The organism is Stappia sp. 28M-7 (assembly GCF_014252955.1).
GTDB lineage: Bacteria > Pseudomonadota > Alphaproteobacteria > Rhizobiales > Stappiaceae > Stappia.
In genome coordinates this window covers 82550-106474 of the sequence record NZ_JACMIA010000001.1, presented here as the reverse complement: position 1 = coordinate 106474, position 23925 = coordinate 82550, and the positions used below count along the sequence as shown (strand labels likewise).

The window sequence follows — 23925 nt, the reverse complement described above, 5'->3', positions numbered from 1 at the left end:
GCCGCAAACGTGGTCCCGAACGCCATCAGGTGATGGCGCGGATGCTCTCGGTGATTTCCTGCGGATCGAAGACGCCGCGCCAGTCGTCGCGCATCAGACGCGGCTTGCCGTTGGCGATAGCCTTGTTGCAGGCGTCCGAGAACGCACCCTGCACCTCGCCCATGACAACGGCGCCGAGGATGTTGAGATGGCCCAGCAGGAAGTCGCGGGCCGCGACCGGATCGACGCCGCGCGAGACGACCTCGTCCATCGCTTCCTTCATGACGACGAGCAGCGTGGCGCAGACCGTCTCCGACAGGCCGGGCTCGAGCAGCGCCATCTGCTCGACCGTGACCCGATGCGAGCGCAGGATCGGGCCGTAGATGGTGCGGGCGATCTCCTCGCCGACCGCGTAGTGCTCTTCCGGCCCCTGCATCAGGGCGCTGACGATGGCCTGCTTGGCGGCAACACCGCCGAAATAGTCGCGCTTGGCGGCCATCTCGGTCTCGTCGTTGAAGATCGGCGGATGACAGGGATGGGAGACGAAATAGGTGACGTCCGCGCGCTCCGGGAAATGGCCGGCGAAGGGCGCGGCAGCGTCCAGCGCCATCACCAGCGTGCCCGGGTCGAGCTTCGGCACGACGGTCGAAGCGACCGCCTGGATCGCCGTGTCCGGCACGGCGAGAATGACGGCACCGGCCCCGGCAAGGGCGGCATCCATGTCGACGCATTCGACGCCGAGGGTCTCGCGCAGGCGGGCACGCCCGGCCTCGCCGATCTCCACATGCGCAACCTCGTAGCGCGAGCCCTTGAGGTTGGTGGCAAGACGCACGCCCATCTTTCCGCCGGCGCCAAGCAAAGCAATCTTCATCAGTCGGCCTCCTGTTTGGCGGGGATGAAACCCGGCAAACATCATGTTGTCAACTGGTATGATGAGATGATATCGAACCTGTCAACCAATGCCGGCACACGGCAGGGATGCGAGAGGGGACGCGGCAGATGGAACGGCTTTACGCACGCTACGAACTGGAGAGCCCGCTGCCGCTGGAGGATGCCGCGGCGGTGATCGCCGGCGAGCAGTCCTGCGGCACCTTCCTGCGCCTGCCGGGCGAGACCGACGAGCTGCGCGAGCGCTCGGGTGCGCGAATCGAGAGCGTCGTGGAAACGGGAAGCTCGCCGACCCCGGCCCTGCCTTGCCGCATCCGCTCCGACCGATACCGGCGCGGCGAGATGGTGCTGTCCTGGCCGATGGAGAATTTCGGCCCCTCGCTGACCAACGTACTGGCGACGGTTGCCGGCAATCTGTTCGAGCTGGCGGAGGTGTCGGCGCTGCGCCTTCTCGACATCACCTTCCCGCCCAGCTTTGCCGCCTATCCGGGCCCGGCCTTCGGCGTTGAGGGCACGCGGCGCCTTGCCGGCGTTGCGGACCGGCCGATGATCGGCACGATCATCAAGCCGAGCGTCGGGCTTGGACCCGACGAAACGGCGGCGATGGTCGAACAGCTGGTTGCCGGCGGTATCGACTTCATCAAGGACGACGAGCTGCAGGCCGACGGCCCGCACTGCCCGTTCGAGGCGCGCGTCGATGCAGTGATGCGGGTGGTCGAGGACCATGCGCAGCGCAACGGCCGCAAGGCGATGGTCGCCTTCAACATCACCGGCGAGATCGACGAGATGAAGCACCGCGCCGACCATGTTCTGGCGCGCGGCGGCACCTGTATCATGGTCAGCCTGCACTCGATCGGGCTTGCCGGCCTCGGCGCCATTCGCCGCCATGCCAGCCTGCCGCTGCATTGCCACCGCAACGGCTGGGGCCTGTTCTCCCGCTCGCCCGACATCGGCATTGCCTATGAGGCCTGGCAGAAGTTCTGGCGCATCGCCGGCGCCGACCACCTGCATGTCAACGGACTGGCCAACAAGTTCTCCGAGAGCGACACCTCGGTGATCGCCTCGGCAAAAGCGGTCGGCACGCCGCTGTTCGGCGCCGGCCTGCCGGGCTTCGAGGCGCTGCCGGTCTTCTCCTCCGGGCAGACGGCGGCACAGGTCGCCGGCACCCATGCGGCGGTCGGCTCGGCCGACTTCCTCTATTGCGCCGGCGGCGGCATCATGGGTCATCCGGGCGGCATTGCCGGCGGCGTGGCCAGCCTGCGTCAGGCGGCGGATGCAGCGATGGCCGGCATCGATATCGATACCCACGCCCGGACGCATCCCGAGCTCACCGCCGCCCTTTCCCTGTTCAAGGATAAGCGCTGATGGCCGGCGACCTGCTGCTCTCCTATTACGGCGACGATTTCACCGGTTCGACCGACGTGATGGAGGCCCTGTCCTCCAACGGCATCGAGACCGTGCTGTTCACCCGCAAGCCGGACGATGCCCTGCTGGCGCGCTTTCCCGGCTGCCGGGCGGTGGGGCTTGCCGGAACCAGCCGTAGCCGCTCGCCCGCGTGGATGGACGCCGAGATGCCGCAGGTCTTCGCCTGGCTGAAGTCGCTCGGCGCGCGCTTTTGCCACTACAAGGTCTGCTCGACCTTCGACAGCGCGCCCCATCGCGGCTCCATCGGCCGGGCGATGGAAATCGGCCTTGCCGCCTTCGACCAGCACCGGCTGTCGCTCGTCGTCGGCGCGCCGCAGCTGCGCCGCTATACCTTCGCCGGTCATCTCTTCGCCGCCTGGCGCGACACGTTGCACCGTATCGACCGGCACCCGGTGATGGCGAACCACCCGGCAACGCCGATGGGCGAAGCCGATCTGCTGCTGCATCTCGCCGCCCAGACTTCCCTGCCGTCGGCCCTTGTCGGCCCGACCGACCCGGCACTGGGACAGGCGCCGTCGGACGAGGCCCGCATCGTTCTGATCGACGTCTTCGACAAGGCCTCGCAGGCGGCCGCTGGCGCCTGGCTGGAAGAGGCTGCCCGGCAGAACGGACCGCTGGTCTTCGGCTCCTCCGGCATCGAGTATGCGTTGCTCGAGGCATGGCGGCAGAGCGAAGCGGGCGTGCAGCCCGTGCGCTTCGAACCTTTGGTGCGGCAGGAGCGGATGGCGGTCGTCTCGGGGAGCTGCTCGCCGACGACGGAGCGGCAGATCCGCACAGCACTCGGCGCCGGCTTTACCGGGATCGAGATCGACTATGCGGCGCTGGCCTCCGGCGAGGGGCGCGAAGCGGCGTTCGAGACGGTGCTGGCCCGCGCCGAGGGTGTGTTGTCCGCCGGCGGCAGTCCGCTCGTCTACACCGCGCTCGGCCAGTCCAGCGTGGTGGCGAGCGGCCAGGACCAGGGCGGCGACGATGCGGTGGGCGAGGCACTCGGCCGGCTGCTGGCAGCGCTGCTCGCGCGTCACGGCCTTGCCCGCGTGGCGGTCGCCGGCGGCGATACGTCGAGCCATGCGCTCGGGGCGCTCGACATTCACGCCCTCACCCTGCGCCATCCGATCTCCGACAGTCCCGGCTCGCCGGTCTGCAACGCCCATGGCGCCGACGGGGAGCCGGGGGTCGAACTGATCCTCAAGGGCGGCCAGATCGGCAAGGACGACTATTTCGTGCGCCTGCGCGACGGAACGCTGACCGTTTAGGTTTCACTTCCGGTCAGGTCGTCTCGCCGGGAATGAGCTCCAGATCGAGGCAGAGGCTGGAGGCGAGCGTGCCATCGCTGCGCGGATCCAGCCGGTCGACAATCATTTCGCCCGCGCGGGTGCCCATCGCATTGCTGTCGAAGGAGATGGTCGACAGGCGCGGCGACAACTCGCCGGCGAGATCGTTGTCGCCGAAGGTCAGCAGGGCGAGATCGTCGGGAATGCGCCGGCCCTGCTGCCGCGCTTCCAGCAGCGTGCCGAGGCCGAGAAGGTCGTTGGCGCAGAAGATCGCATCGAAGCTGCGCCCGCCCTCCAGCAGGGTCCGGTAGGCGCGGCGCCCGTCGATGACGCTGTCGACCTGCTCCACCCGGATCGTCTCGACGATCTCCGCGCCCAGCTCCGCCGCTCGCTCGGCAAAGCCGGAAAGGCGCAGCGCGCCGCGGCCGCCGCTGCGGCCCATGAAGGCAAGGCGCCGGTAGCCGCGCCCGACCAGATGGCTCGCCGCCAGCCGGCCGGCATCGGTGTTGGAAAAGCCGACCAGCATGTCGAGCGGATCGGGCGGGTAGGCCCAGCTTTCGACGATCGGGATATCGAGCTCGCGCAGCAGGTCGCGGTTTTCCTCAAGCTCGATGACGCCGGTGAAGAAAACCGCGGCAGGCCGCAGCGAGCGCAGCGACTGGATGGCGCTGAGTTCCCGCGAATAGGAATAGGAGGTCTGCCCGACCATCAGCTGGTAGCCGTGCTGCTCCACCACCCGGGCGCAGGCCAGCACCGCCTGGCTGTATTGCTGGCTGAGCAGGTTCGACACGAAGGCCGCAACGATGCTGGAGCGGCCCGAGCGCAGCGCCGAGGCATGCGGGTTGGACCAGTAGCCGGTGGCCTCGACCACCTGCAGGATGCGGTCGCGGGTCTTCGGCGAGACCATGTCGGGCGTGCGCAGGGCGCGGGAAACGGTGATCGGCGACACGCCGGCCTGCCGGGCGACGTCCTCGATGCGCGGCGGGCGGGCCGGGCGGGCAGCAGCGCCTTCCGGCCTGTCGGGCGAAAGGCGCAGAACGGCATCATGGGTATGTGCCGTCAGGTCGGTCGCTTTCGCCATGCTGCCCCGCTCTCCCGCGCCTTCAGGTCATTTCGTCCTCCCGCAGGGGACGCGCCGCCTGCACGAGACAATCGCCGGCCTGGCTGTCGCAATGCAACCGGCGCGACAGAACGATACCCGACCGGGCGAAGCGCAGCTCCTCCTCCGGCAGGTCCAGCCGTTCGAAATCATGATACCAGCCGGCCAGATCGCCGGCCTCGACCCTGTCACCCAGCGCCACCGCAGGCTCGAACCAGCCCCGCCGAACCGCATAGATCGCCTGTGCGTGGCTTTCAAGGGCCAGCACGGTCATTTCCTTGCGCACCAAGGGCTTACGGGACAGCAAGGGCGCGTCGATGACGCCCAGTTCGATCAGGACGTTGTCGATGGCACAGGCCGTCGCCTGCATGGAGTCGACCGTCACCGTGCCGCCGCCGCCGAACTCGCCGCTGAGGCCGATGGCCCCGGCGCGCGCGGCCGCCGCCATGGAGGTGGGTGCTGCCGCGCCGTTCTCCGCGACGAAGCCGTAAGGGAGCCCGGTCGCCCGCATCAGCCGCATGGCCTCCGCGAAGCGTTCCGGCGGGCCCTGCCGCTCGATCAGCGCGCAGTGCAGGTGCTCCATCGAGGTGCCGCCCGAATGCAGGTCGAAGACCACGTCATGGACGGGGAACAGCTCGTGCTCGAGAAAATGCGCAATGCGGGCCGTCGGCGTGCCCAGCGGGTCGCCGGGGAAGGCACGGTTGAGGTTGCCCTCGTCGAGCGGCGAGCGCCGCCGCGCCGCCATTACGGCGGGCGCATTGGCGAAGGGGATGATCGTCACCTCGCCGCGCATGCGCTCGGGCGTCAGCTCGCGCGCAAGGCGCGCAAGCAGGATTTCGCCCTCGTATTCGTCGCCGTGGTTGCCGGCCATCAGCAGGATGCGCGGTCCCTCGCCGTTGCGCAGACGCACGACGGGGATCTTCGCCTGGAAGTAGGGCGAGCGGTCGATCGAGAAGGGCACGGACAGGCGGGCAAGCCGCCGGCCCTGCGCCGTCAGGTCGAGATCGTGGAAAACACCAGTATGCATGGTCGCCCGGCCTGGGAGAGGAGGATCAGAGGGCGGCGATCGCGGTCATCTCGACGCGAAGGTCCGGATCGGCAAGACGCGCCTCGTAGCAGGCACGCGCCGGCGGGTTGGCCGGATCGATCCAGGCGTCGTAGACGGCGTTCATCGCGTCGAAGTCGATGATGTGCGGCAGCAGGACGGTCACCGCGACGAGGCGCGAACGGTCGCTGCCGGCTTCAGCCAGAAGCGCGTCGATCTTGGCCAGGACCTCGCGGGTCTGCTCCTCGAGGCTGCCCTTGCGGTTGTCGGCCACCTGGCCGGCGATATGGACATGACCGCCCGAGACGACGGCCTGGGACATCCGCGGGCCAACCTGGAAACGCTTGATCATCGACTTTACTCCGTGACTGTCGAAAACGCTGGAACGCCCGGACGGACGAGACCACGCCACAGGGGACGCGATCCCGCCCGTCCGGGAGGAACTCACATGTTGGGAAGCGGCGTCGCTTCCTTGAACCACTTGACCTGCAGAGCCTCGAGCTTGCCGTTCATGCGGTTGAAGAACAGGTCCGTGTTCAGCCACTGCAGCAGGTTGTGCTCGCCGTGGCGGACGGCGGCATGGGCCGGCGACTGACGGATCAGGAACTTCAGCTCCACATCGGCCGAGCCGGACGCATTGAGCGCAATGGCGCTGTTCTCGGCGAAGTACTCGGTCTGGCCGGCGAAGAAGGCGGCAAGCGCGCTGGCCGCATCCTCGAAGCGCACGAGGTTGGCATCCGGCACGTTGTCGGTCAGCCAGACGTCGAGCGTGGTGCCGCGGGCAACCGCGATCGACTTGCCGGAAAGCTCTGCCGGGGTCGAGTAGGCGGGGCTGCCGGCCTTGCCGTAGACGCCGAGCTGCACGGCGACATAGGGCGAGGTGAACATGACCTGCTGCGCGCGCTCAGGCGTCGCGCCGGCGGCGGCGACGAGCACATCGATCTGGTCGGACAGGAGGCTCGGCAGGCGGGCAGCGCCGGTCACTTCGACGATCTCCAGATCAACGCCGAGATCGGCGGCAACGAGGTTCGCCAGCTCGACGTCGAAGCCGGTGAGCTTGCCCTCGCCGTCGCGAAAGCCCCAGGGGGCGGAATCTGCAAGCACGCCGATGCGCACCTTGCCGCTGTTGAGAATGTCCTGCAGCTTGTCGGCGAAGGCCGTGCCGGAGGTAAGCGAGACGGCGGCGATGGCTGCCGCGGCAAGAGCCGTCCTGAAGAAATTCATCGGGGTTCCCCTTTCCTTTGGAAGAAGCCGGCCGTCAGCGGACCGAGCTTATGAAATTCGCCAGTTCCGGCGTTGCGGGGTTGGCGAACAGATCTGCGGGCCGGCCTTCTTCGTGGACCATGCCCGCATGCATGAAGACGAGCTTCGAGGCGACGTTGCGCGCGAAGTTCATCTCGTGGGTGACGAGGATCATCGTCATGCCCTGGGTGGCGAGGTCTTCCATCACCTTCAGCACTTCGCCGACCAGTTCCGGGTCGAGCGCCGAGGTGACCTCGTCGAACAGCATCAGGTAAGGCGACATGGCCAGGCACCGGGCGATGGCCACGCGCTGCTGCTGGCCGCCGGAAAGCTGGCCGGGATAGGCGTCGATCTTCTCTTCCAGCCCGACCTGAGCCAGGACCTTGCGCGCCAGCTCGCGCGCCGCATCGCCCTTGGCGATCTTTCCGGTCAGCACCGGCGCCAGGGTGATGTTGCGCTCCACCGTCATGTGCGGAAACAGGTTGAACTGCTGGAAGACGATGCCGACGTGCTCACGCAGCTTGCGAAGGTCGGTGGAGCGGGAGTGAACCAGCTCGCCGGCCACCTTGATCTCGCCGCCGTTGATCTGCTCCAGACCGTTGATGCAGCGCAGAAGCGTCGACTTGCCGGAGCCGCTGCGGCCGATGATGGTGACGATCTCGCCCTTCTCGACGGTCAGGTCGATGCCGCGCAGGACCTCCACCTCGCCGAAGGACTTGTGGACGTTGCTGATCTCAACGAGCGCCATTGAGCTTGTCCTCCAGGGAACGGGACCAGAGCGTGAGCGGGAAGCACAGGGCGAAATAGATCGCCGCCACGCAGGCATAGGAAAGAAGCGGCTGGAACGTCGCCGCGCTGGCGAGCTGTCCGGCACGGGCCAGCTCGACGAAGCCGACCACCGAGGCGAGCGACGTGTTCTTGATGAGCTGGACCAGGAACCCGACCGTCGCCGGCAGCGCGATGCGGAAGGCCTGCGGCGCGATCACATGGCGGAAGGTCTGCCAGCGGGTCAGGCCGAGACAGGCCGCTGCCTCTGCCTGCGCCACATGCACCGCCTGGATGCCGCCGCGCCAGATCTCACCAAGGAAGGCGGCGGTGAAGATGGTGAAAGCCGCACCGACCGAGACCAGCGCCGGGACCTGGATGCCGAGGAACACCGGCATGCCGAAATAGAAGAACATCAGCAGGCCAAGCACCGGAACGCCCTGCACGAGCTGCAGGATGCCGGTAGCGACCAACCGCGCGATCCAGCTTCGCCCGGCGCACATGCGGGCAAGCAGCAGCGCCAGCGGCGCGCCGAAGGCGAGTGCCAGGACCACCAGCGTCGCCGTCCACTGCACGGCGGCCAGCATGGTGAGGAAGTCGGAGATCGTGAAACCGCGCATCGTCCCGCCCCCTATCGACCGGTCGGCCAGCGGAAGGCGATCCGGCCGATGCCCGCGAAGGCCAGCCGGAATGCCAGGACCAGGATGAAGTAGATCGCACAGACGACCGCATAGACCTCGAAGCTGCGGAACGTGCGGCTCTCGACGAAGGCGGCGGCGTGGAACAGTTCCGACGCGGAAACCTGCGAGGCGAGCGAGGTACCGAGCAACAGCAGCACGATCTGGCTGGTGATCGAGGGATAGATGTTGCGCAGGGCCGGCGGCAGGATCACATGACGGAAGACCTGCCAGCGGCTCAGCCCGAGGCACTGGCCGGCCTCGACCTGGCTGCGCGGGATCGAGGCGAGACCGCCGCGGATGATCTCCGTCGCATAGGCGCCCATGTAGATGGAAAGCGCCGTGGCCGCGGCATAGATCGGCGGCAGGCGCAGGCCTGCATAGGGCAGCACGAAGAAGATCAGGAACAGCTGGATCAGCGCCGGGGTGTTGCGGATCACCTCCACATAGCTGCGCACGAGCAGGCGGAGGGCGGCGAAGCGGCTGCCGGCGGCGGAGGCGCAGACAAGGCCGATCGCCAGACCCGCCACCGTCGCAACGAGGGTGAGCAGCAGGGTCAGCGACACGCCGTGCAGGAACTCGTCCTGATAGCGCCAGAGCTGGTTGAAGTTGAGCTGAACCATGAGCCTTCCGGCGACTTAGCTGAAGTGGGTGGGATAGGCGGCGGCAATGCGCCCGTCCGCGCCGCGCCCGAGGATCACGCGCCAGCGGTCGAGACAGGTGCAGGGATGCGAGATGCCGAAGGCGACGATGTCGCCGACGCCAAGCCCGCTGCCCTCCGGCAGCCGCAGGAAGGCGTGCTGGTCATTGAGCTTCACCACCGACCCGAGGGTATCGCGGCCTGCTGTTTGCACGCCATCGCGCCAGGCCGCAAGCGGCACCGGCAGATCCTGGTCGTAGGACACGTCGCGCATGCCCATGCCGCAGATCGCAAGCCCCGGCTCGGGCCGCGACAACACCTCGGCCCACACGGCCAGCGCCGGGCGGAAGGCGTCGAGCGCGGCAACGCCCGTCACCCCAGCAAATCCGGCCCGCGCATCCATCGCGGCAAGCGCCCGCTCGTAGACACCGTGGTCGTGAAAGAAGATCGCGCCGCTGCGCAGCACCAGTTCCGTGTTGCCGTCGCGGGTCGCCAGCGGCTTGAGATCGCCGACGACGAGATCGAAGAAGGAGGACCCGCCGGCACTAACGATCAGCGCGCGCTCCGGCGCGGCGGCACGAAGCAGCGCATGCACCTCGCAGACCAGCGCATCGAGCGCCGAGATCGCCTTGACTGTCTCCTGCGGATCGGCCGTTGCGGCAGCCCCCTCATAGGCGGCGACGCCCGCAAGCTCGACATGGGACAGGCGGGATGCGGCATCGATCACGGCGCAGGCGGCGTCGAGACTGCGTGCGCCGGCGCGGCCCGCCCCCACTTCCACCAGCACCGGCACGGTGCGGCCGGCGGTGCGCCCCACATGAGCGATCACCTCGAGGCTCTCGGGCGCATCGGCGAAGAAGACGAGCGTCGCATCGGGAAAACGCTGCATGAGTGCCGCGAACCGCTCGGCCGACCGGCGGCCGCCGATCTGGTTGGCGACGAGCAGGCGGCGGGCGCCATTTTCGAGGAACACCCGGGCCTGCTGCAGGTTGGCGACGGAAAGACCCCAGGCGCCGCGGTCGAGCAAGCGCCGGGACAGTTCGGGAGACATCGGTGTCTTGGCGTGCGGGGCGATGGAGACGCCGGCCTTGGCGACATAATCGAACATCGCCTCGACATTCGCGTCGAAAGCCGCCTCGTCCATGGTCAGGACCGGCAGGGCGAGCTCTCCGCGCTCCGGCGACAGGTCGAGGTCCGGACTGCCGACGCCCTGTTCAGCGCTTGCCGTGTGGATCCCGTCTTCCCGCATCGTTCCGTCCCTCGCGCGGCCTCGGCCGCCTCTCCCAAACCCGGTTGCCGCATGCAGCCGAAGCTGCGGGCCACTGCTCCACCTTCCAGTCCGGAGGCGATTCCAGTGCTTGCGGCACCGTTTGCATCGGCCTCTTTGAGAGTACCTATGACAACGTTGTCATTGGCACTAGCACTCGAATGATAACGTTGTCAAGAACACCTAGATCAGGAGATCCGGCTAAATGTTCACCGCCGCATGCCCCGACCGGGTAGAGCCGAGGCGAAGCTCGTCGGACAGGGGTGCGCGCCGGGTGAGCGGCAACCCGCCAGCCTATTGTTTTCGCGAGACTTGCGGCAGGAGCCGGGCTGCGGCGAGACGACCGGAAGGCAGCCCTATCCGGCGGGCGCGCTGCGCGCCCGCACAGCCTCGTAAGCCCGGGTGAGTTCGCGCAGAACCGGCGACACGATGGCTCCGCTCGCACCGGCGATGGGATCTTCCACATGCAGTCGGCGCAGGTCGTCCATGAAGGCGTTCCACATCGGTTCGCCGCCTTCCTCCAGCAGCTGCGCGCGGATCGACAACTCCTCGCTGACCGGCAGATGCCGCCGCCCCCAGGCACCGAGCGTCGCCAGCACCGGCACCAGCTGGATCGCCGGCTCGGCCAGGCTGTAGATCGCCTTCTGGCTGTGGCTGGGGTCCTCGCACCGCGTGACCAGACCCAGCGCGACCAGGCGCTTCAGCCGGGCGGCCAGGATGTTGGAGGCAATCCCCTCTTCCGAGCGGGTCAGCAACTCGCGGAAATGCCGGCGATTGCCGAACATCATGTCGCGGATGACGACCAGGCTCCAGCGGTCCCCCAGCACTTCCATCGCCAGATTGATCGGGCACCCCGACCGTCGCTCGATACCCTGCATGCATTCCCTCGCCGAAACCGGTTGCAATCTAGGATCGGTCATGCCACAAAACAACCGATTTCAATTTGCAATCAGTTTAGAGGCGCCATGCCGAAAGTTCGCGTCAACTGCTTCACCCTGTCGCTCGACGGCTATGGCGCGGGACCCGACCAGGGACCGGAGGCCCCAGTCGGCGTCGGCGCCGAAGGCCTGCACCAGTGGATGTTCGATACGCCGAGCTTCCGCCGCCGGGTGCTCGGCGAAGGCGGCGGCCGGACGGGCATCAACGAGGATTTCGTCGCCCGCAGCTTCGAGAATGCCGGCGCGTGGATCCTGGGTCGGAACATGTTCGGACCCGTGCGCGGCCCCTGGCCGGACGACAGCTGGAAGGGGTGGTGGGGCACTACTCCGCCCTTTCACTGCGACGTTTTCGTCCTGACCCGCCACCCGCGCGCCAGCTTCGAGATGGAGGGCGGCACGGTGTTTCATTTCGTCACCGACGGCATCCATGCCGCGCTCGATCGCGCAAGGGCCGCGGCCGGTAGCCGCGACGTGCGCGTTGGCGGCGGCGTTTCGACCTTGCGCCAATATCTGGAGGCCGGCGTCATCGACGAGATGCATCTCGCGGTCGCCCCCGTCGTCATCGGCAAGGGTGAAAACCTGCTGCAGGGGCTGGATCTTCCGGCCTGCGGGCTCGGCAGCGTGACTGTCACTGCAGGCGAGCACGGCATCGCGCATTACACGCTCCGGCGCACCGCCGCCTGAGCCGGGCACCAGCCCCTGCCGCCGTCAGTGGAAGTTCCGCCCCTTCGGCAACACCCTCGTGTCGCGCGGGTGCCGCCACAGGCTCGCCCCCGAAAGTTTCGGCCCCTCCTGCGGCGGTTCTTTCGAAAGCGAGGCCATCAGATCCGGCGTGATGTCGGTGAGCTGCCGCGCCACCACATGGATGACGCCGTCCTCCTTCTGGATCGCGCCATCCACCATGACGGCACGCGCGCCCATGACGATCCGGCGGCTGCGCTCGAAGATCCGGCTCCAGACCACGATATTGGCGATGCCCGTCTCGTCCTCCAGCGTCAGGAAAGTGACGCTCTTGGCCGTCTGCGGCCGCTGGCGCACCAGAACGAGGCCGGCGACCCGCACGAACCGGCCGTTGCCCTGCGCCTCCAGATCGGCCGCGCGCAAGCTGCGGCGGGCCTCGAGCTGCCCGCGCAGGAAGGCGAAGGGATGCGCCTTCAGCGACAGGTGCAAGGTCGCGTAGTCCTCCACAACATGCTCGCCCGGCCGCATGGGCGGTAGCTCCACCTGCTCTTCCCTCGCGACAAGAACGGCCAGCCCCTTTCGGCCGCCGAACAGCGGCAGGTCGTCCTGACGGGCAGCGCGGCCGAGGCGGCCGGCCAGTCCCTTGATCTCCCACAGGGCCTGCCGCCGGTCGAGGCCGAACGAGCGGAAGGCGTCCGCATTGGCCAGCGCCACCAGCGCCCGGCTGTCGAGGCAGGCCCTTCCATGCAGGTCGGCCAGATCCGTAAAGCCCATGCCACGGGCGGCAACCAGCGCCTGCCCCGCCTCCTCGCTCAAGCCGTCGACCTGGCGCAGGCCGAGCCGCAGGGCGAAGGCATTGCCGCCCTCAGCCCCCGTCTTGCGAGCGGGAGGCTCCTCATCCTCCAGCGTGTGGTCCCAGTCGCTGTGATTGACATCCACCGGCAGCACGCGTCCCCCATGGGCGCGCAGGTCCCGCACGATGGAGGCCGAGGAATAGAAGCCCATCGGCTGCGAGTTCAGCAACGCACAGGCGAAGACCTCCGGATAGTGGCACTTGAGCCAGGAGGAGGCATAGGCAAGCAGGGCAAAGCTTGCCGAATGGCTTTCGGGAAACCCGTAATCGCTGAAGCCCTTGATCTGCTCGAAGCAGCGGTCGGCGAAGTCCGGCTGGTACCTGTTCGCGATCATTCCGGCGATGAACTTTTCGCGGAACTGCTCGATCGTGCCGATATTGCGGAAGGAGGCCATCGCCCGGCGCAACCGGTCCGCCTCGTCCGGCGAAAACCCGGCGCCGACGATGGCGATCTTCATCGCCTGTTCCTGGAACAACGGCACGCCCAGCGTCTTCTTAAGCACGGCCTCAAGTTCAGGTGAGGGATAGTCCACCAGCTCCGGGTGCTTGCGCCGCTGCAGGTAGGGATTGACCATGTTGCCCTGGATCGGGCCGGGCCGGACGATGGCGATCTGCACGACGAGATCGTAGAAGTTTGCGGGCCTGAGGCGCGGCAGCATCGACATCTGCGCCCGGCTCTCGATCTGGAAGACGCCGACCGTGTCGGCCTTCTGGATCATCGCATAGGTCGCCGGATCGTCGCGCGGCACGCTGGCCAGCCCCATGTCGCGCCCGTAATGGCCACGCAGCAGGTCGAAGCACTTGCGCAGGCAGGTCAGCATGCCGAGCGCCAGCACATCGACCTTGAGGATGCCGAGCGCATCGAGATCGTCCTTGTCCCATTCCACCACCGTGCGGTCCTCCATCGCCGCATTGGCGATCGGGACCACTTCGTCGAGGCGCTCGCGGGTAATGACGAACCCGCCGACATGCTGCGACAGGTGGCGGGGGAAGTCGATCAGCTGGCGGACCAGCCGGATCGTCTGCATCAAGCGGGGATCGCGCGCATCGAGCCCCGCCTGGCGGATTTCGCTTTCTGCCGGCGCGCTCCCCGACCAGCCCCAGATCAGGCCGGACATGGCGCCGACCACGTCGGTCGACAGACCCATCGCCTTGCCGACGTCATTGACGGCGCTGCGGGCGCGATAGCGGATCACCGTCGCGGCAAGGCCGGCACGCTCGCGGCCATAGCGGGCATAGATGTACTGGATCACCTCCTCGCGCCGCTCGTGCTCGAAATCGACGTCGATGTCCGGCGGCTCGCCGCGCGCCGACGACACGAAGCGCTCGAACAAGAGGTCGATCTCGGTCGGATTGACCGAGGTGATGCCGAGGCAATAGCAGACGACGGAATTGGCCGAGGACCCGCGTCCCTGGCAGAGGATCGGCGGATCCTGGCTGCGGGCGAAGCGGACGATGTCGTAGACGGTGAGAAAGTAGGACGCGAAGTCGAGCTCGCCGATCAGCCGCAGCTCGCGCGCGATGTTCGCATGCACACCCCCCGGAATGCCTTGCGGAAACCGGTTGTCGGCGCCCAGCCAGGCCAGCCGCTCCAGCTCCTCCTGCGGCGTCGCGCTCTCGCCCGCCGGCTCGTCCGGATAGTGCGGCTTCAGTTCGTCGAGGCTGAACCGGCACCGGCCGGCGACCTCTAAGCTGCGCTCCAGCGCCTGTTCATGGCCCGACAGGAGCCGCGCCATTTCCTGCGGCGGCTTCAGATGCCGCTCCGCATTCGGCTCCAGCAGGAAGCCGGCCGTATCGATGGTCAAATGCTCGCGGATGCAGGTGAGCACATCCTGCAAGGGACGCCGTTCGGGCACGTGATAGAGCACGTCGTTGGTGGCGATCAGCGGCGTGCGACAGGTCTCGGCCAGCTCCGCCAGCCGGTCGAAGCGGGCCCGGTCGTCGCCGCGATGGGCCGGCGACAGCGCCAGCGAAACGGCATCGGGGAACCGGCGTCCCAGTTCCGCAAGACGTTCGGCGAAGTCCGCATCGGGCCAGCGCGGCGGCAGGGCGATGAGCTGCTGACCCTCGCCGAGTTCACCCAGGTCGGCGAAATCGAGATGGCATTCCCCTTTCGGCGCCCGCCGGTTGCCGAGGGTGAGCAGGCGGCTCAGCCGGCCATAGGCCTCCCGGTCCTGCGGATGGACGACCAGTTCCAACCCGTCGCGCAGCACCAGCCGCGCCCCGACGATCAGGCGCACGCCGTGCTCGCGCGCGGCCACATGCGCCCGCACGACGCCGGCCAGCGTGTTGCGGTCGGCGATGCCGATGGCGGCAAGGCCGAGGCGGGCCGCCGTCTCCACCAGCTCCGCCGCATGGGAGGCGCCGCGCAGGAAGCTGAAATTGCTGGTCGCCACCAGTTCCGCGAAGGCTGCCGTCATGCGAACAGCCCATGTACGAACCAGCGCACCGTATCGCCGGGCCGATCATAGAGGCCTTCGCGGAACAGCCAGAAACGCCGCCCTTCCGCGTCCTCGACGCGGTAATAGTCGCGCGTCAGCCGATTGGCCTCGCCGCCGGCCCACCATTCCGGCGCGATCCGCTCCGGCCCTTCCGCCCGCACGATGCGGTGCGCGGTGCGCCGCCACTCGAAGCGCGCCGGCGGCTTGTCCGGCATCTCCACCAGTACCTCCACCGGTTCGGGACGCGCGAACAGCAGCGGCGGACGGGCAAGCGCGGTGCCGCCATGGAGGGCGCGGCCATGGGCGGTCCAGTCATGGCGGGCCACCTGCGCAAGCGCCGAAACCGGATGGCAGGAACGCTCCGGCACGTGGCTTTCGCGCGGTACGAAGCGGGAGACGCGCTCGGGCCCGAAGCGGTTGACCAGCCGGTCGAGCAGCCGGTCGAGATCGTCCGCCGGCGGCTGGGCGTGCCCGCGTCCCGACAGCGCCGCCTGCACCGCCTCGGCGCGCTCCACCTCGAAGGCGGAAAGCACCGCCGCCTCGAAACCGAAGCCGGCATGATCGCGCAGCCGGTCGAGCCGCTCGCCCAGCAGGCGCAGCAAATGCGCAGGATCGTTGCTCGGCCGGGTGATGCGCAGCTCCAGCGCCTCGCGCCAGCCGTCGACGCGATAGAGCGCCAGCTCCACCCGCCGCGCCGCCTTGCCGAGGCCCTGCAGCATCTCGGCAAGCTCCCCGGTCAGCCGCGCGGCCACCTCGCCGATGGCCTCCAGCGTCGACACCGGCTCGGCGAAATTGCGGGCGATTCGGTAGACGGGCGCAGCCTCCACAGGGTCGAACCGCTCGCCCTCGCGCCCCAGCGCCTGGTCGAGCCGCAGGACCAGCTGCGGGCCGAAGCGGCCGGCGAGCGGCGCACGCGGCTTGCCGACCAGAAGGCCGATCCGGTCGAGGCCGAGCCGTTCCAGCGCGCGCACCGTTTCCGCCTCGATGCGCAGGGCCGCAACGGGCAGCGGCGCCAGCACCTCGCCCACCTCGCCCGGCGCCACCTGTACCATCTGCGTGTCGCCATGGCGGGCGAGCGCCCAGGCCGCCCCGAGCGTCGGCGCAAGGGCCAGCCGCGCGGTCAGCCCGAAGCCGTGCAGCCGGTCGGCGAGATCCGTCATCAGCGCCGCTTCGCCGCCGAACAGATGGGCGCAGCCGGCAATGTCGATGGACACCCCGTCCGGCGCATCGATGCGGGTCAGCGGGCTGTAGCGCTGGCACCACAGGGCGAGCCGGCGCAGTCCTTGCGCATCACCGTCCGGGTCCGCCGGCGCGACACCGAGCGCGGGATGGATCGCGCGCGCATCGGCCAGCGGCATTCCCGGTCTCAAGCCGAGCGCGGCGGCGGGCGCGTTGACCGCACTGACCCTTGCCCCGTTCTGCTCCAGCACGGAGAGCACGAGAGGACCGGCCTCGTCAGGCGGCAGTCGGCCGCCGCGAGAGTCCGCCGGTCCGGCGGAGCGGCGCTCTGTCGGCCAGCGGGGCAGCCAGACGGAAAGACAGCGTTTCATGGTTCCACTCGAGATCCCAGGCATCCAGGAGGCCCTTGCGCGATTTCACCAGCCGGGCCTGCCAGCGCGGCGGGCCGAGGCCGGGCACCGCCTGACCGATATGGGGCGCCGGCCGGCTGGCCAGCGCCGCCAGCGACCAGCGGGTGGAGGCGGCCGTTGCCATGTCGAAGACCGGCGCCGCCCCCAGCAGCAGCACCGTCGCCCCGTGGCGGGCGGCGCGCATCGCCAGCCTTCGGCTTGCCGTGAAGTCGTAGAGCCGGTCGCCTTCGGGCAGCAGGCCGACGACGACGGCAAGCGAAGGGTGATCCAGCGCCTCCTCCAGGCTCCACAGGAGGTCGGCGGTCTTCTTCACCTCGACCTGGACCACCCGGTCCGGATCGATGCCGAAGGCGCCGAGCCCGACCGGATAGAGCCGGCCTTCGCGCCAGCCCCGCGTCGACGGCAGCCCCCACAGCAAGGGCCCCGGACGCTGTGCCAGCAGCCGCGAGGCCAGCCCCAGCGCAAACCCGGTCGCCGCCCCGATATCGGCCGGCGTCGCCGGCTGCAACTCGTGCAGAGCCCCGCTCGCCAGTCCGCCGGGCAGCACCGCGCCGTGCGTCTCCGTCTCTACCTCCGCGGCCAGCCCGACCGTCGGCCAGGCCAGCTCCTCGTCCAGCCCGCCTGCCTTGATGCGGGCGCGCAGCGCCGCCAGCGTCTCGCCGTCCCTCATGCCCGCCCCTCCGGCATCGACCGGCAGAGGCGGCACAACGGGCAGTCCGGGCAAAGCGGCTGCCTGTAGACGCAATGGCTGCGACCCAGCCCCTGCATCAGGAAATGGTGGCTTTCCGTGTCGTCGGCCGTCCATGCGGCAGGCAATTGCCGGTTGAGCAGCCGCGTGGCACGGGCAATGTCGGCCCGTGCCGGCACCAGTCCCAGCCGGCAGGCGACCCGGTTATGGGCCGTATCGACCATCAGCACCCGCCGGCGCAGCGTGCTCAGGCCAAGCACTGCCATGCTGGTCTTGGGACCGACGCCGGTCAGGCTCTCCAGCCAGACCCGCCCCTCCTCCACCGGCCATTGGGCAAGAAACTCCAGGTCCAGCCGCCCGCGCCGGGCCGCGATCTCGCGCAGGGCCGCCGGGATCTGCCGCGCCTTGCGCTCGGCGAAGGTCACTGTAGCGATGATGCCTTGCAGCTCGCTCGCCGCCGTTTCCGCCAGCCGCTCCCATGCGCCCATCCTGCGGGCCAGCGCTGCAAAGACCTCCATGGCGACCGCATCCCGTGTCCGGCCGCTGAGCATTGCGAAAACGAGCTGGCTCACCGGGTCGAGCCGGTAGCATTCCGGCACCGGACCGAACCGGTCGAGCAACAGTTCGTGGACCCGCGCAAGGCGGGTATCGGCAACGAGCGGCAACGTGTATTGCATGCCCGAATGAAAGAACAAAATAAGAACAAACGCAACATGAGTCTGCAGGCCGCCAGGCGGTTTTCGGCCATCGCATTGATTCAAAAACATGAATCAATTCAGGCTACAGGACGCAGCGTTCTCCTCGACCGCAACCGGAAATTTCACCACACTGCAGCTGCCGGCGCGCAGGAAGCGCCGGCCCCTGAAGGGAGGCGTATCATGCCCGCAGGACTCTCGCCCCGGCTGGCAGCCATCGCCGAGGCCCTGCCGCTGCGGCCCGGACTGCGGGTGCTGGAGATCGGCTGCGGCCCGGGCGCGCTGGCACGCGCGATATGCGGACGGATCGGCGACGGCACGGTTCTGGCGCTGGATCGCAGCGCAACGGCAATCGCCCAGGCACGAGCTGCCTGCGCCGGGGAGGTCCGGGCCGGACGCCTGCAGCTTCGGCAGGCGGCAGTGGAGGACTTTGCCCTGCCCCCCGAAGACCCGCTCTTCGATCTCGCCGTCGCGATTCGGGTCGGCGCACTCGATGGCCGGCACCCGCAGCTGGCCGAGCGGGCGCTACGGAACATCGCAGCCGCCCTCGTGCCCGGCGGCGCACTTTACATCGACGGAGGCGACCCGCTGCGCCGTCTGGAACTGCCGCCCGGATGAAGCCGCAACCGACTGACATCGGCCCCCCTCGAACCGATCGGCCTCTTGCGCGTTATCTCTGCGAAACAAGGAGAGACGACATGCTCAAGTTCATCGGCGGCACCATCGGCTTCATCTTCCTGGTCGGCCTTGTGGTCGTGATCGGCATCCTGAAACTGATCTTCTGATCCGACGGCGTCCGGACTCAGGGCTCAGGCGGCGAGATAGCCGCCATCGACAGGAATGATGGCGCCGTGCACATAGGATGCCTCCGGCGATAGCAGGAACGCGATCACCGCCGCGATCTCGGCCGGATCCGCCCAGCGCTGGAGCGGTATGCGCGCGGCGATGCGCGGGCCGCGCACCGGATCGGCCTTGGCCCGTGCCGAGAGCCGGGTGTCGACCCAGCCGGGCGCGACCGCGTTGACGCGGACCCCGCGCCCGCCCCAGGCAACCGCCAGCGAGCGGGTCATGGAGGACACCGCCCCCTTGCTCGCCGAATAGGCGGGGGCAGCCGAATTGCCGAACCAGCTCCACATGGAGGCGATGTTGACCACCGCGCCGCCGGCCCGCTCCAGCGCCGGCAGGGCAGCATTGGCGACGGCGAAACTGCCGCCGACATTGATCTCCATCACCTTGCGAAACCCGTCATCCGTCCATTCGTCGTCGAAGCGGATGACGCCCGCGCAGTTGACGAGGCCGTGCAGCTCGCCGACCTGCGAGAACAGCGCGGCCCGCGCCCCCGCATCGGAGATGTCGCAGTCGGCAAAAGCGATGTCGGAGGGAAGATCCGCGTCGCGCTCCAGCCCGGCCGCCGTCACCTGCCAGCCGCGCTGCGCCAGATATTCGGCCGTTGCCCGCCCGATTCCGGTTCCCCCGCCTGTCACGATGGCCTTGCGCATGATCCCGTCCCGAAGCTGCGCCATTCGCCTCACATCCTGTCGAGGCTGCGCATGGCCTCGACCAGATCGTCCGGCCCCAGCCGGCGCATGTAGTTGCCCGCGTAAGGCGCCGTCAGCGACACCTCCGCCATCCGCCGGAAGTCGGCCTCTTCGCTCAATCCGAAGGCGGCAAAGGACACAGGCAGGTTGATCCGGCGGAAGAAGCCGGCGAGCTCGGCGATCTCCTCCGCGCTGCCCTGGCCCGCGGCCAACTGGGTCAGCGTGCCCAGCGCCACCATTTCCCCGTGCAGCAGGCGGGCGAGCTGCGGCATCACCGAGAACCCGCGCACCATGGAATGGGCGATGGACAGGCCGCCGCTTTCGAAGGCCAGACCGCTGAGAAGGATCGAGGCCTCCACCACCCGCTCGAAGGCGGCGTCCGGCGCGCGCGCCGCCATCGCCGCCTCGCCATCGGCGAGCAGGATCTCCCGCGCCCGACCGACGATGGCCCTGGTCAGTTCGGTCGGCGTGCCGCCGAAGAAATTGAGGCCGCCCCCGGAAAGGGCCCCGGCGAGCTCGTAGGGCTTGGACATGGCATCGCCGATGCCGGCGGCCAGAAAGCGGCGCGGCGCGGAGGCGATCACCGCGGTATCGACGAGAACCAGCGAGGGATTGGCCCGCATGTGACGCACGCCCTCGACCGCATGGTCGGCGGTATAGACCACGGCGATATGGCTGGTCGGGCTGTCGTTGGAGGCAATCGTCGGGACGATGCCGACCGGCAACTTCCGCAGGATCGCCGCGCCCTTGGCCGTGTCGATGGCCTTGCCGCCGCCGATGCCGAGGATGAGCCGCGCCTCGCCGGTCTCGGCCGCGCGCGCCTCGATCTCGGCGCCCGTGCATTCTCCGCCGAAGGCGAGCAGCCTGGCATCCGGCAGGGCACGGGCGATCCGCTCGCCCAGCAGCTCGCGGGCGACCGGGTCGATGACGATCGCCACCGGTCCTCCGCCGAGCCGCTCGACCTCCTCGGCCAGCGTATCGATCGCGCCGGGTCCCTGGACGTAGCGCTGGGGCGCGCCGAGAATGCGCAGGGCCATCTTCGATTATCCTTTCACCGCGCCGGCCGTCAGGCCTTGCACGAAATAGCGGGAGAGCAGGATGAAGGCGACGAAGAGCGGCAGGGCGATCAGTGTCGAGCCGGCCATCACGTCGCCCCAGCGCAGGTCGAACGCGCCGATCATCGAGGCGAGGCCGAGCGGCACGGTCTTGTTGACGTCGGAGCCGATCATCACCAGCGCGAAGGTGTAGTCCGTCCAGGACAGCAGGAAGGCGAAGATCGCCACCGTCACCAGTCCCGGCACGGAGAGCGGCAGCACCACCCGCAGGAAGGCGCCGAGCCGGGTGCAGCCATCGACCATCGCCGCCTCTTCCAGCTCGAAGGGCATCGCCTTGAAGAAGCCCCACAGGAACCAGACGCCGAGCGGCATGGTCATGGTCAGATGCGAGATCACCAGCGAGAACAGCGTGTCGTTGAGACCGATTTTGGTGAACATCGCATAGAGCGGGATCGCCAGCAGCAGCGGCGGGAACATGTAGGCATAGAGCATGCCGGCGATGATCGCCTTCTTGCCGCGGATCCGCTGGCGGGTGACGCCATAGGCGATCATCACCGACAGGACCATGGTCAGCGCCACCGTGGCGATGGCGACGATCAGGCTGTTCAGGAACTGCCGCGGATAGTCGGTCTGGGCCAGCAGGCTGTAATAGTATTGCAGCGTCAGCTCGCTGGGGATCAGCGAGGGATTGAGCAGCAGCTCCTGCGTCGGACGCAGCGACGACGACACCATCCAGTAGATCGGGAAGGCGCTGTAGAGCGCGATGGCGAAGGCGGCGAAATACAGGCCGACACGCGCTGCCGGCCGCCGGATTGCGGGTGTCATGCGTCGTCCTCCATCGGGAACACGCGGAAATACAGGAAGACGGCCAGCGACAGGAACAGGAAGGAGATCGTGGCAATCGCCGCGCCCGTGCCGATGTCGTAGAGCGTGAAGGCCGTGCGGTAGGAGAGGATCGGCAGGTGTTCCGTCGCCCCGACGGGACCGCCGCCGGTGGTCAGCCAGATCACGTCGAACTTGTTGAACATCCACACCCCGCGCAGGAGGATGATGACGGTCAGGATCGGCCGCAGCATCGGCAGGGTGATGTGGAAGAAGCGGCGGATCGGCCCGGCGCCGTCGACGCGCGCCGCCTCGTAGAGCTGGGTCGGCACGGTCTGCAGGCCGGCCAGGAACGTGGTGGTGACGAAGGGCGTCCACAGCCAGACCGAGACCAGGATCACCGAGATCATCGCCGCCTGCTCGGTCTCGAACCAGTAGATCGGCGGCAGGCCCCATTCGTCCATCAGGATGGTGACGATGCCAAGCGAGCCGTCGACCATCCACTTGAAGGTCAGCACCGCGATCACGGTCGGCAGGAGATAGGGCAGGAAAGCGAGCCCGCGCACCAGGGCCCGGCCGCGGAACGGCTGGTGCAGGATCAGCGCAAAACCGATGCCCAGCACCACCTGCAGCACGATGGCAAGGCCCGCATAGACGATGCCGTTCCACAGCGCGCGCCAGAACTCCGCGCTCGCCAGCACCGCCTGGTATTTCGCAAGGCCCACCCAGACCGGGTCGGAAGTCAGGGACGGCAAGTCGAAGAAGCTGAGCGACACGGCATAAAGGGCCGGGCCGACGATCAGCAGCAGTGTCACGAGCACGCCCACGGCGAGGAAGGCGGGCAACATCCAGCGGGTCATTCTTGGCACCCTTTGTCCGGTCGGGGAGCCCGCAGGCGGGTCTTGCACCGCCTGCGGGCCTGTCGATGCGCGGACGGCGCCTGGCCGTCCGCGGACCTGTCGGCGTCGGGATCGCCCTACTTGATCAGCTCGCGCATGCGGGCCGCGGCCTTTTCCACCGCCTCGGTGGAGGACATGCCCTTGATCAGCTTGTCCTGCAGCATCTCCGGCATGACGAAGCCCTCGAAGACCTTGCCCGGGCGGATGTCCGGGGCCGGGCCCTGCGTGTCGATCGAGGTCACCAGCAGATTGTCGTCGGTGACCATCTTGCGCATGGTCTCGATCTGGTCGGCATACTTCGTGATCAAGGGGTTCGAGCGCCACTGATCATTGTCGTAGATGTCGAGGCGGGCCGGCTGGAAGTGCACCGGCGCGGTGTGCAGGAAGTCGACCAGGCGGTCGGTCGTCATCCAGCGCATGAACTCCATGGCCGGGCCGGTATTGTCGGTCTTCAGCACCACCCAGCCGTCATAGCCGTGGCTGACCGCCTTGGCTTTGCCGGCGCTGTCCATGTAGGGCATGATGCCGAGGTTTTCGGCCACCTGCGGGTTGTCGCGCTCCGCCGCTTCCAGCACGCGGCCGGCATAGGGACCATGCGCCACGGTACCGCCGACGACGTTGGACAGGACGGTCGCGTAGTCGGCCTGGATCGCCCCGGGAGGCATGGTCGGGTAGAGCTTCTCCATGAAGTCGAGATAGGCTGCCGCCTTCGACTTCATGCCTTCGGCATCCAGCGTCACGTTCCACTGGTCGTCGAAGAGCTTCACCCCTTCCGCCCACATGAAGGCGACCGACATCCAGTTGGTGGCGCCGTTCGAGCCGATCGGGAAGATGCAGCCCTTGCGGCGACCCTCGATGGTGGCCTGGCAGTTGGAGACGAACTGGTCCCAGGTGTCGGGCAGCGACAGGCCCAGCTTCTCGTACAGATCCTTGCGGTAGTAGATCACCGAGAGGTTGTAGTCGAACGGGTACCAGTAGACCTTGTCATCCATCGGGAAGAGGATGTTGTTGCCCCACTCGTACGGGTCGGTCAGCTCGTTCAGCGGCACGATCTGGCCCTGGTCGGCCAGCAGCAGAACGTGGCCGATGAAGCCGACATTGGCGACGTCATAGGGCGTGCCGCTGCGGATGCCGTTGGTGATCTTGGTAAAGGCCTCGCCGAGCGGCACGGAATCCACCCGCACCTCGATGCCGGTCTTCTCCTGGTACTCTTTCGCGATCCTGTCGAAGAAGGCGAGCGTGTCCTTGCCCGTCTCGCAGTTCAGGAAGCGGATTTCCTTGCGCCCCTGCGCCCGGATCGCCGGAGCCGCGAGGCCCGACAGCGCAAGGCCGAGGCCCAGCACGCCGGCGCCCTGAAGCGTCTGGCGACGGGTAATGAGGCGAGACTGTCCAGAGTTCTTTCCAGTGTCCTTCATGGTTTCCTCCCAA

Annotated in this window: 24 protein-coding genes; 5 read left to right on the top strand and 19 right to left on the bottom strand. The window is 68.2% G+C overall.

All coding sequences use genetic code 11. The features are described 5' to 3' along the window. Positions 1 to 25: 25 nt before the first annotated feature. Positions 26 to 853 carry a phosphogluconate dehydrogenase C-terminal domain-containing protein gene (locus tag H7H34_RS00480; RefSeq protein ID WP_088941683.1) on the bottom strand — a complete coding sequence of 276 codons (828 nt, stop codon included), beginning with the start codon at positions 851 to 853 and terminating at the stop codon, positions 26 to 28. Between the two features lie 125 nt (positions 854 to 978). On the opposite strand from H7H34_RS00480, the gene H7H34_RS00475 reads away from it, so the two are divergent. Continuing rightward, complete coding sequence (locus tag H7H34_RS00475) at positions 979 to 2232, top strand: ribulose-bisphosphate carboxylase large subunit family protein (RefSeq protein WP_185923914.1); 1254 nt, start codon at positions 979 to 981, stop codon at positions 2230 to 2232. Next, on the top strand, positions 2232 to 3545 hold the full coding sequence (locus H7H34_RS00470) for a four-carbon acid sugar kinase family protein (RefSeq protein ID WP_185923913.1): 1314 nt from the start codon (positions 2232 to 2234) through the stop codon (positions 3543 to 3545). The genes H7H34_RS00475 and H7H34_RS00470 overlap by 1 nt, the downstream gene beginning before the upstream one ends. A 13-nt stretch (positions 3546 to 3558) precedes the next feature. Here H7H34_RS00470 and H7H34_RS00465 read toward each other — a convergent pair whose 3' ends face one another. From H7H34_RS00465 to H7H34_RS00425, 9 genes are all read right to left on the bottom strand, one after another. After that, positions 3559 to 4644 (bottom strand): LacI family DNA-binding transcriptional regulator, encoded by a 1086-nt coding sequence (locus tag H7H34_RS00465; protein ID WP_185923912.1) that lies wholly within the window; start codon positions 4642 to 4644, stop codon positions 3559 to 3561. A 22-nt stretch (positions 4645 to 4666) separates the two neighbouring features. Beyond that, complete coding sequence (locus tag H7H34_RS00460; protein WP_120270638.1) at positions 4667 to 5689, bottom strand: M14 family metallopeptidase; 1023 nt, start codon at positions 5687 to 5689, stop codon at positions 4667 to 4669. A 25-nt stretch (positions 5690 to 5714) separates the two neighbouring features. Further along, on the bottom strand, positions 5715 to 6059 hold the full coding sequence (locus tag H7H34_RS00455; protein ID WP_067222996.1) for a RidA family protein: 345 nt from the start codon (positions 6057 to 6059) through the stop codon (positions 5715 to 5717). 92 nt (positions 6060 to 6151) lie between these two features. Continuing rightward, on the bottom strand, positions 6152 to 6931 hold the full coding sequence (locus H7H34_RS00450; RefSeq protein WP_067337648.1) for a transporter substrate-binding domain-containing protein: 780 nt from the start codon (positions 6929 to 6931) through the stop codon (positions 6152 to 6154). Between the two features lie 34 nt (positions 6932 to 6965). Further along, positions 6966 to 7697, bottom strand: a complete 732-nt coding sequence (locus tag H7H34_RS00445; protein ID WP_067222992.1) for an amino acid ABC transporter ATP-binding protein — start codon at positions 7695 to 7697, stop codon at positions 6966 to 6968. Then, positions 7684 to 8334: an amino acid ABC transporter permease gene (locus H7H34_RS00440; protein WP_185923911.1), complete on the bottom strand. Its 651-nt coding sequence runs from the start codon at positions 8332 to 8334 to the stop codon at positions 7684 to 7686. The genes H7H34_RS00445 and H7H34_RS00440 overlap by 14 nt, the downstream gene beginning before the upstream one ends. Positions 8335 to 8345: 11 nt before the next feature. Further along, positions 8346 to 9014 carry an amino acid ABC transporter permease gene (locus tag H7H34_RS00435; RefSeq protein ID WP_185923910.1) on the bottom strand — a complete coding sequence of 223 codons (669 nt, stop codon included), beginning with the start codon at positions 9012 to 9014 and terminating at the stop codon, positions 8346 to 8348. Between the two features lie 15 nt (positions 9015 to 9029). After that, positions 9030 to 10280 (bottom strand): alanine racemase, encoded by a 1251-nt coding sequence (locus H7H34_RS00430; RefSeq protein WP_185923909.1) that lies wholly within the window; start codon positions 10278 to 10280, stop codon positions 9030 to 9032. 374 nt (positions 10281 to 10654) lie between these two features. Then, positions 10655 to 11176, bottom strand: a complete 522-nt coding sequence (locus H7H34_RS00425) for a winged helix-turn-helix transcriptional regulator (protein WP_185923908.1) — start codon at positions 11174 to 11176, stop codon at positions 10655 to 10657. An 87-nt stretch (positions 11177 to 11263) separates the two neighbouring features. Between H7H34_RS00425 and H7H34_RS00420 the strand changes: the two genes are divergently transcribed. Next, positions 11264 to 11920: a dihydrofolate reductase family protein gene (locus H7H34_RS00420; RefSeq protein ID WP_185923907.1), complete on the top strand. Its 657-nt coding sequence runs from the start codon at positions 11264 to 11266 to the stop codon at positions 11918 to 11920. A 24-nt stretch (positions 11921 to 11944) separates the two neighbouring features. On the opposite strand, the gene H7H34_RS00415 is transcribed toward H7H34_RS00420, so the two are convergent. Genes H7H34_RS00415 through H7H34_RS00400 form a run of 4 tightly spaced genes read right to left on the bottom strand, consistent with a single transcriptional unit; the run spans position 11945 to position 18165 of the window. Further along, positions 11945 to 15190 carry an error-prone DNA polymerase gene (locus tag H7H34_RS00415; protein WP_185923906.1) on the bottom strand — a complete coding sequence of 1082 codons (3246 nt, stop codon included), beginning with the start codon at positions 15188 to 15190 and terminating at the stop codon, positions 11945 to 11947. After that, the gene (locus tag H7H34_RS00410) at positions 15187 to 16761 is read right to left on the bottom strand and encodes a Y-family DNA polymerase (RefSeq protein ID WP_185923905.1); all 1575 of its coding nucleotides are present in this window, start codon (positions 16759 to 16761) and stop codon (positions 15187 to 15189) included. Before H7H34_RS00410 ends, H7H34_RS00415 begins: the two co-directional genes overlap by 4 nt. Beyond that, positions 16667 to 17470 carry an ImuA family protein gene (locus H7H34_RS00405; protein ID WP_185923904.1) on the bottom strand — a complete coding sequence of 268 codons (804 nt, stop codon included), beginning with the start codon at positions 17468 to 17470 and terminating at the stop codon, positions 16667 to 16669. Before H7H34_RS00405 ends, H7H34_RS00410 begins: the two co-directional genes overlap by 95 nt. Next, entirely contained in the window at positions 17467 to 18165 is a 699-nt protein-coding gene (locus H7H34_RS00400) for an endonuclease III domain-containing protein (protein ID WP_185923903.1), read from the bottom strand. The genes H7H34_RS00405 and H7H34_RS00400 overlap by 4 nt, the downstream gene beginning before the upstream one ends. A gap of 201 nt (positions 18166 to 18366) precedes the next feature. On the opposite strand from H7H34_RS00400, the gene H7H34_RS00395 reads away from it, so the two are divergent. Further along, positions 18367 to 18801 (top strand): SAM-dependent methyltransferase, encoded by a 435-nt coding sequence (locus H7H34_RS00395; protein ID WP_185923902.1) that lies wholly within the window; start codon positions 18367 to 18369, stop codon positions 18799 to 18801. Continuing rightward, on the top strand, positions 18798 to 18968 hold the full coding sequence (locus H7H34_RS00390) for a small membrane protein YohP (RefSeq protein WP_185923901.1): 171 nt from the start codon (positions 18798 to 18800) through the stop codon (positions 18966 to 18968). The genes H7H34_RS00395 and H7H34_RS00390 overlap by 4 nt, the downstream gene beginning before the upstream one ends. A gap of 24 nt (positions 18969 to 18992) precedes the next feature. Here the strand turns inward: H7H34_RS00390 and H7H34_RS00385 are convergent, their stop codons facing one another. The 5 genes from H7H34_RS00385 to H7H34_RS00365 form a co-directional block, all read right to left on the bottom strand. Further along, positions 18993 to 19706 (bottom strand): SDR family NAD(P)-dependent oxidoreductase, encoded by a 714-nt coding sequence (locus H7H34_RS00385; protein ID WP_120270653.1) that lies wholly within the window; start codon positions 19704 to 19706, stop codon positions 18993 to 18995. Positions 19707 to 19711: 5 nt separating this feature from the next. Beyond that, complete coding sequence (locus H7H34_RS00380) at positions 19712 to 20758, bottom strand: glycerol dehydrogenase (RefSeq protein ID WP_185923900.1); 1047 nt, start codon at positions 20756 to 20758, stop codon at positions 19712 to 19714. A 6-nt stretch (positions 20759 to 20764) separates the two neighbouring features. After that, positions 20765 to 21601, bottom strand: a complete 837-nt coding sequence (locus H7H34_RS00375; RefSeq protein WP_185923899.1) for a carbohydrate ABC transporter permease — start codon at positions 21599 to 21601, stop codon at positions 20765 to 20767. Then, positions 21598 to 22458: a carbohydrate ABC transporter permease gene (locus tag H7H34_RS00370; RefSeq protein ID WP_067337675.1), complete on the bottom strand. Its 861-nt coding sequence runs from the start codon at positions 22456 to 22458 to the stop codon at positions 21598 to 21600. Before H7H34_RS00370 ends, H7H34_RS00375 begins: the two co-directional genes overlap by 4 nt. Positions 22459 to 22574: 116 nt before the next feature. Next, the gene (locus tag H7H34_RS00365) at positions 22575 to 23912 is read right to left on the bottom strand and encodes an ABC transporter substrate-binding protein (RefSeq protein WP_185923898.1); all 1338 of its coding nucleotides are present in this window, start codon (positions 23910 to 23912) and stop codon (positions 22575 to 22577) included. Between the last annotated feature and the right edge of the window lie 13 nt (positions 23913 to 23925).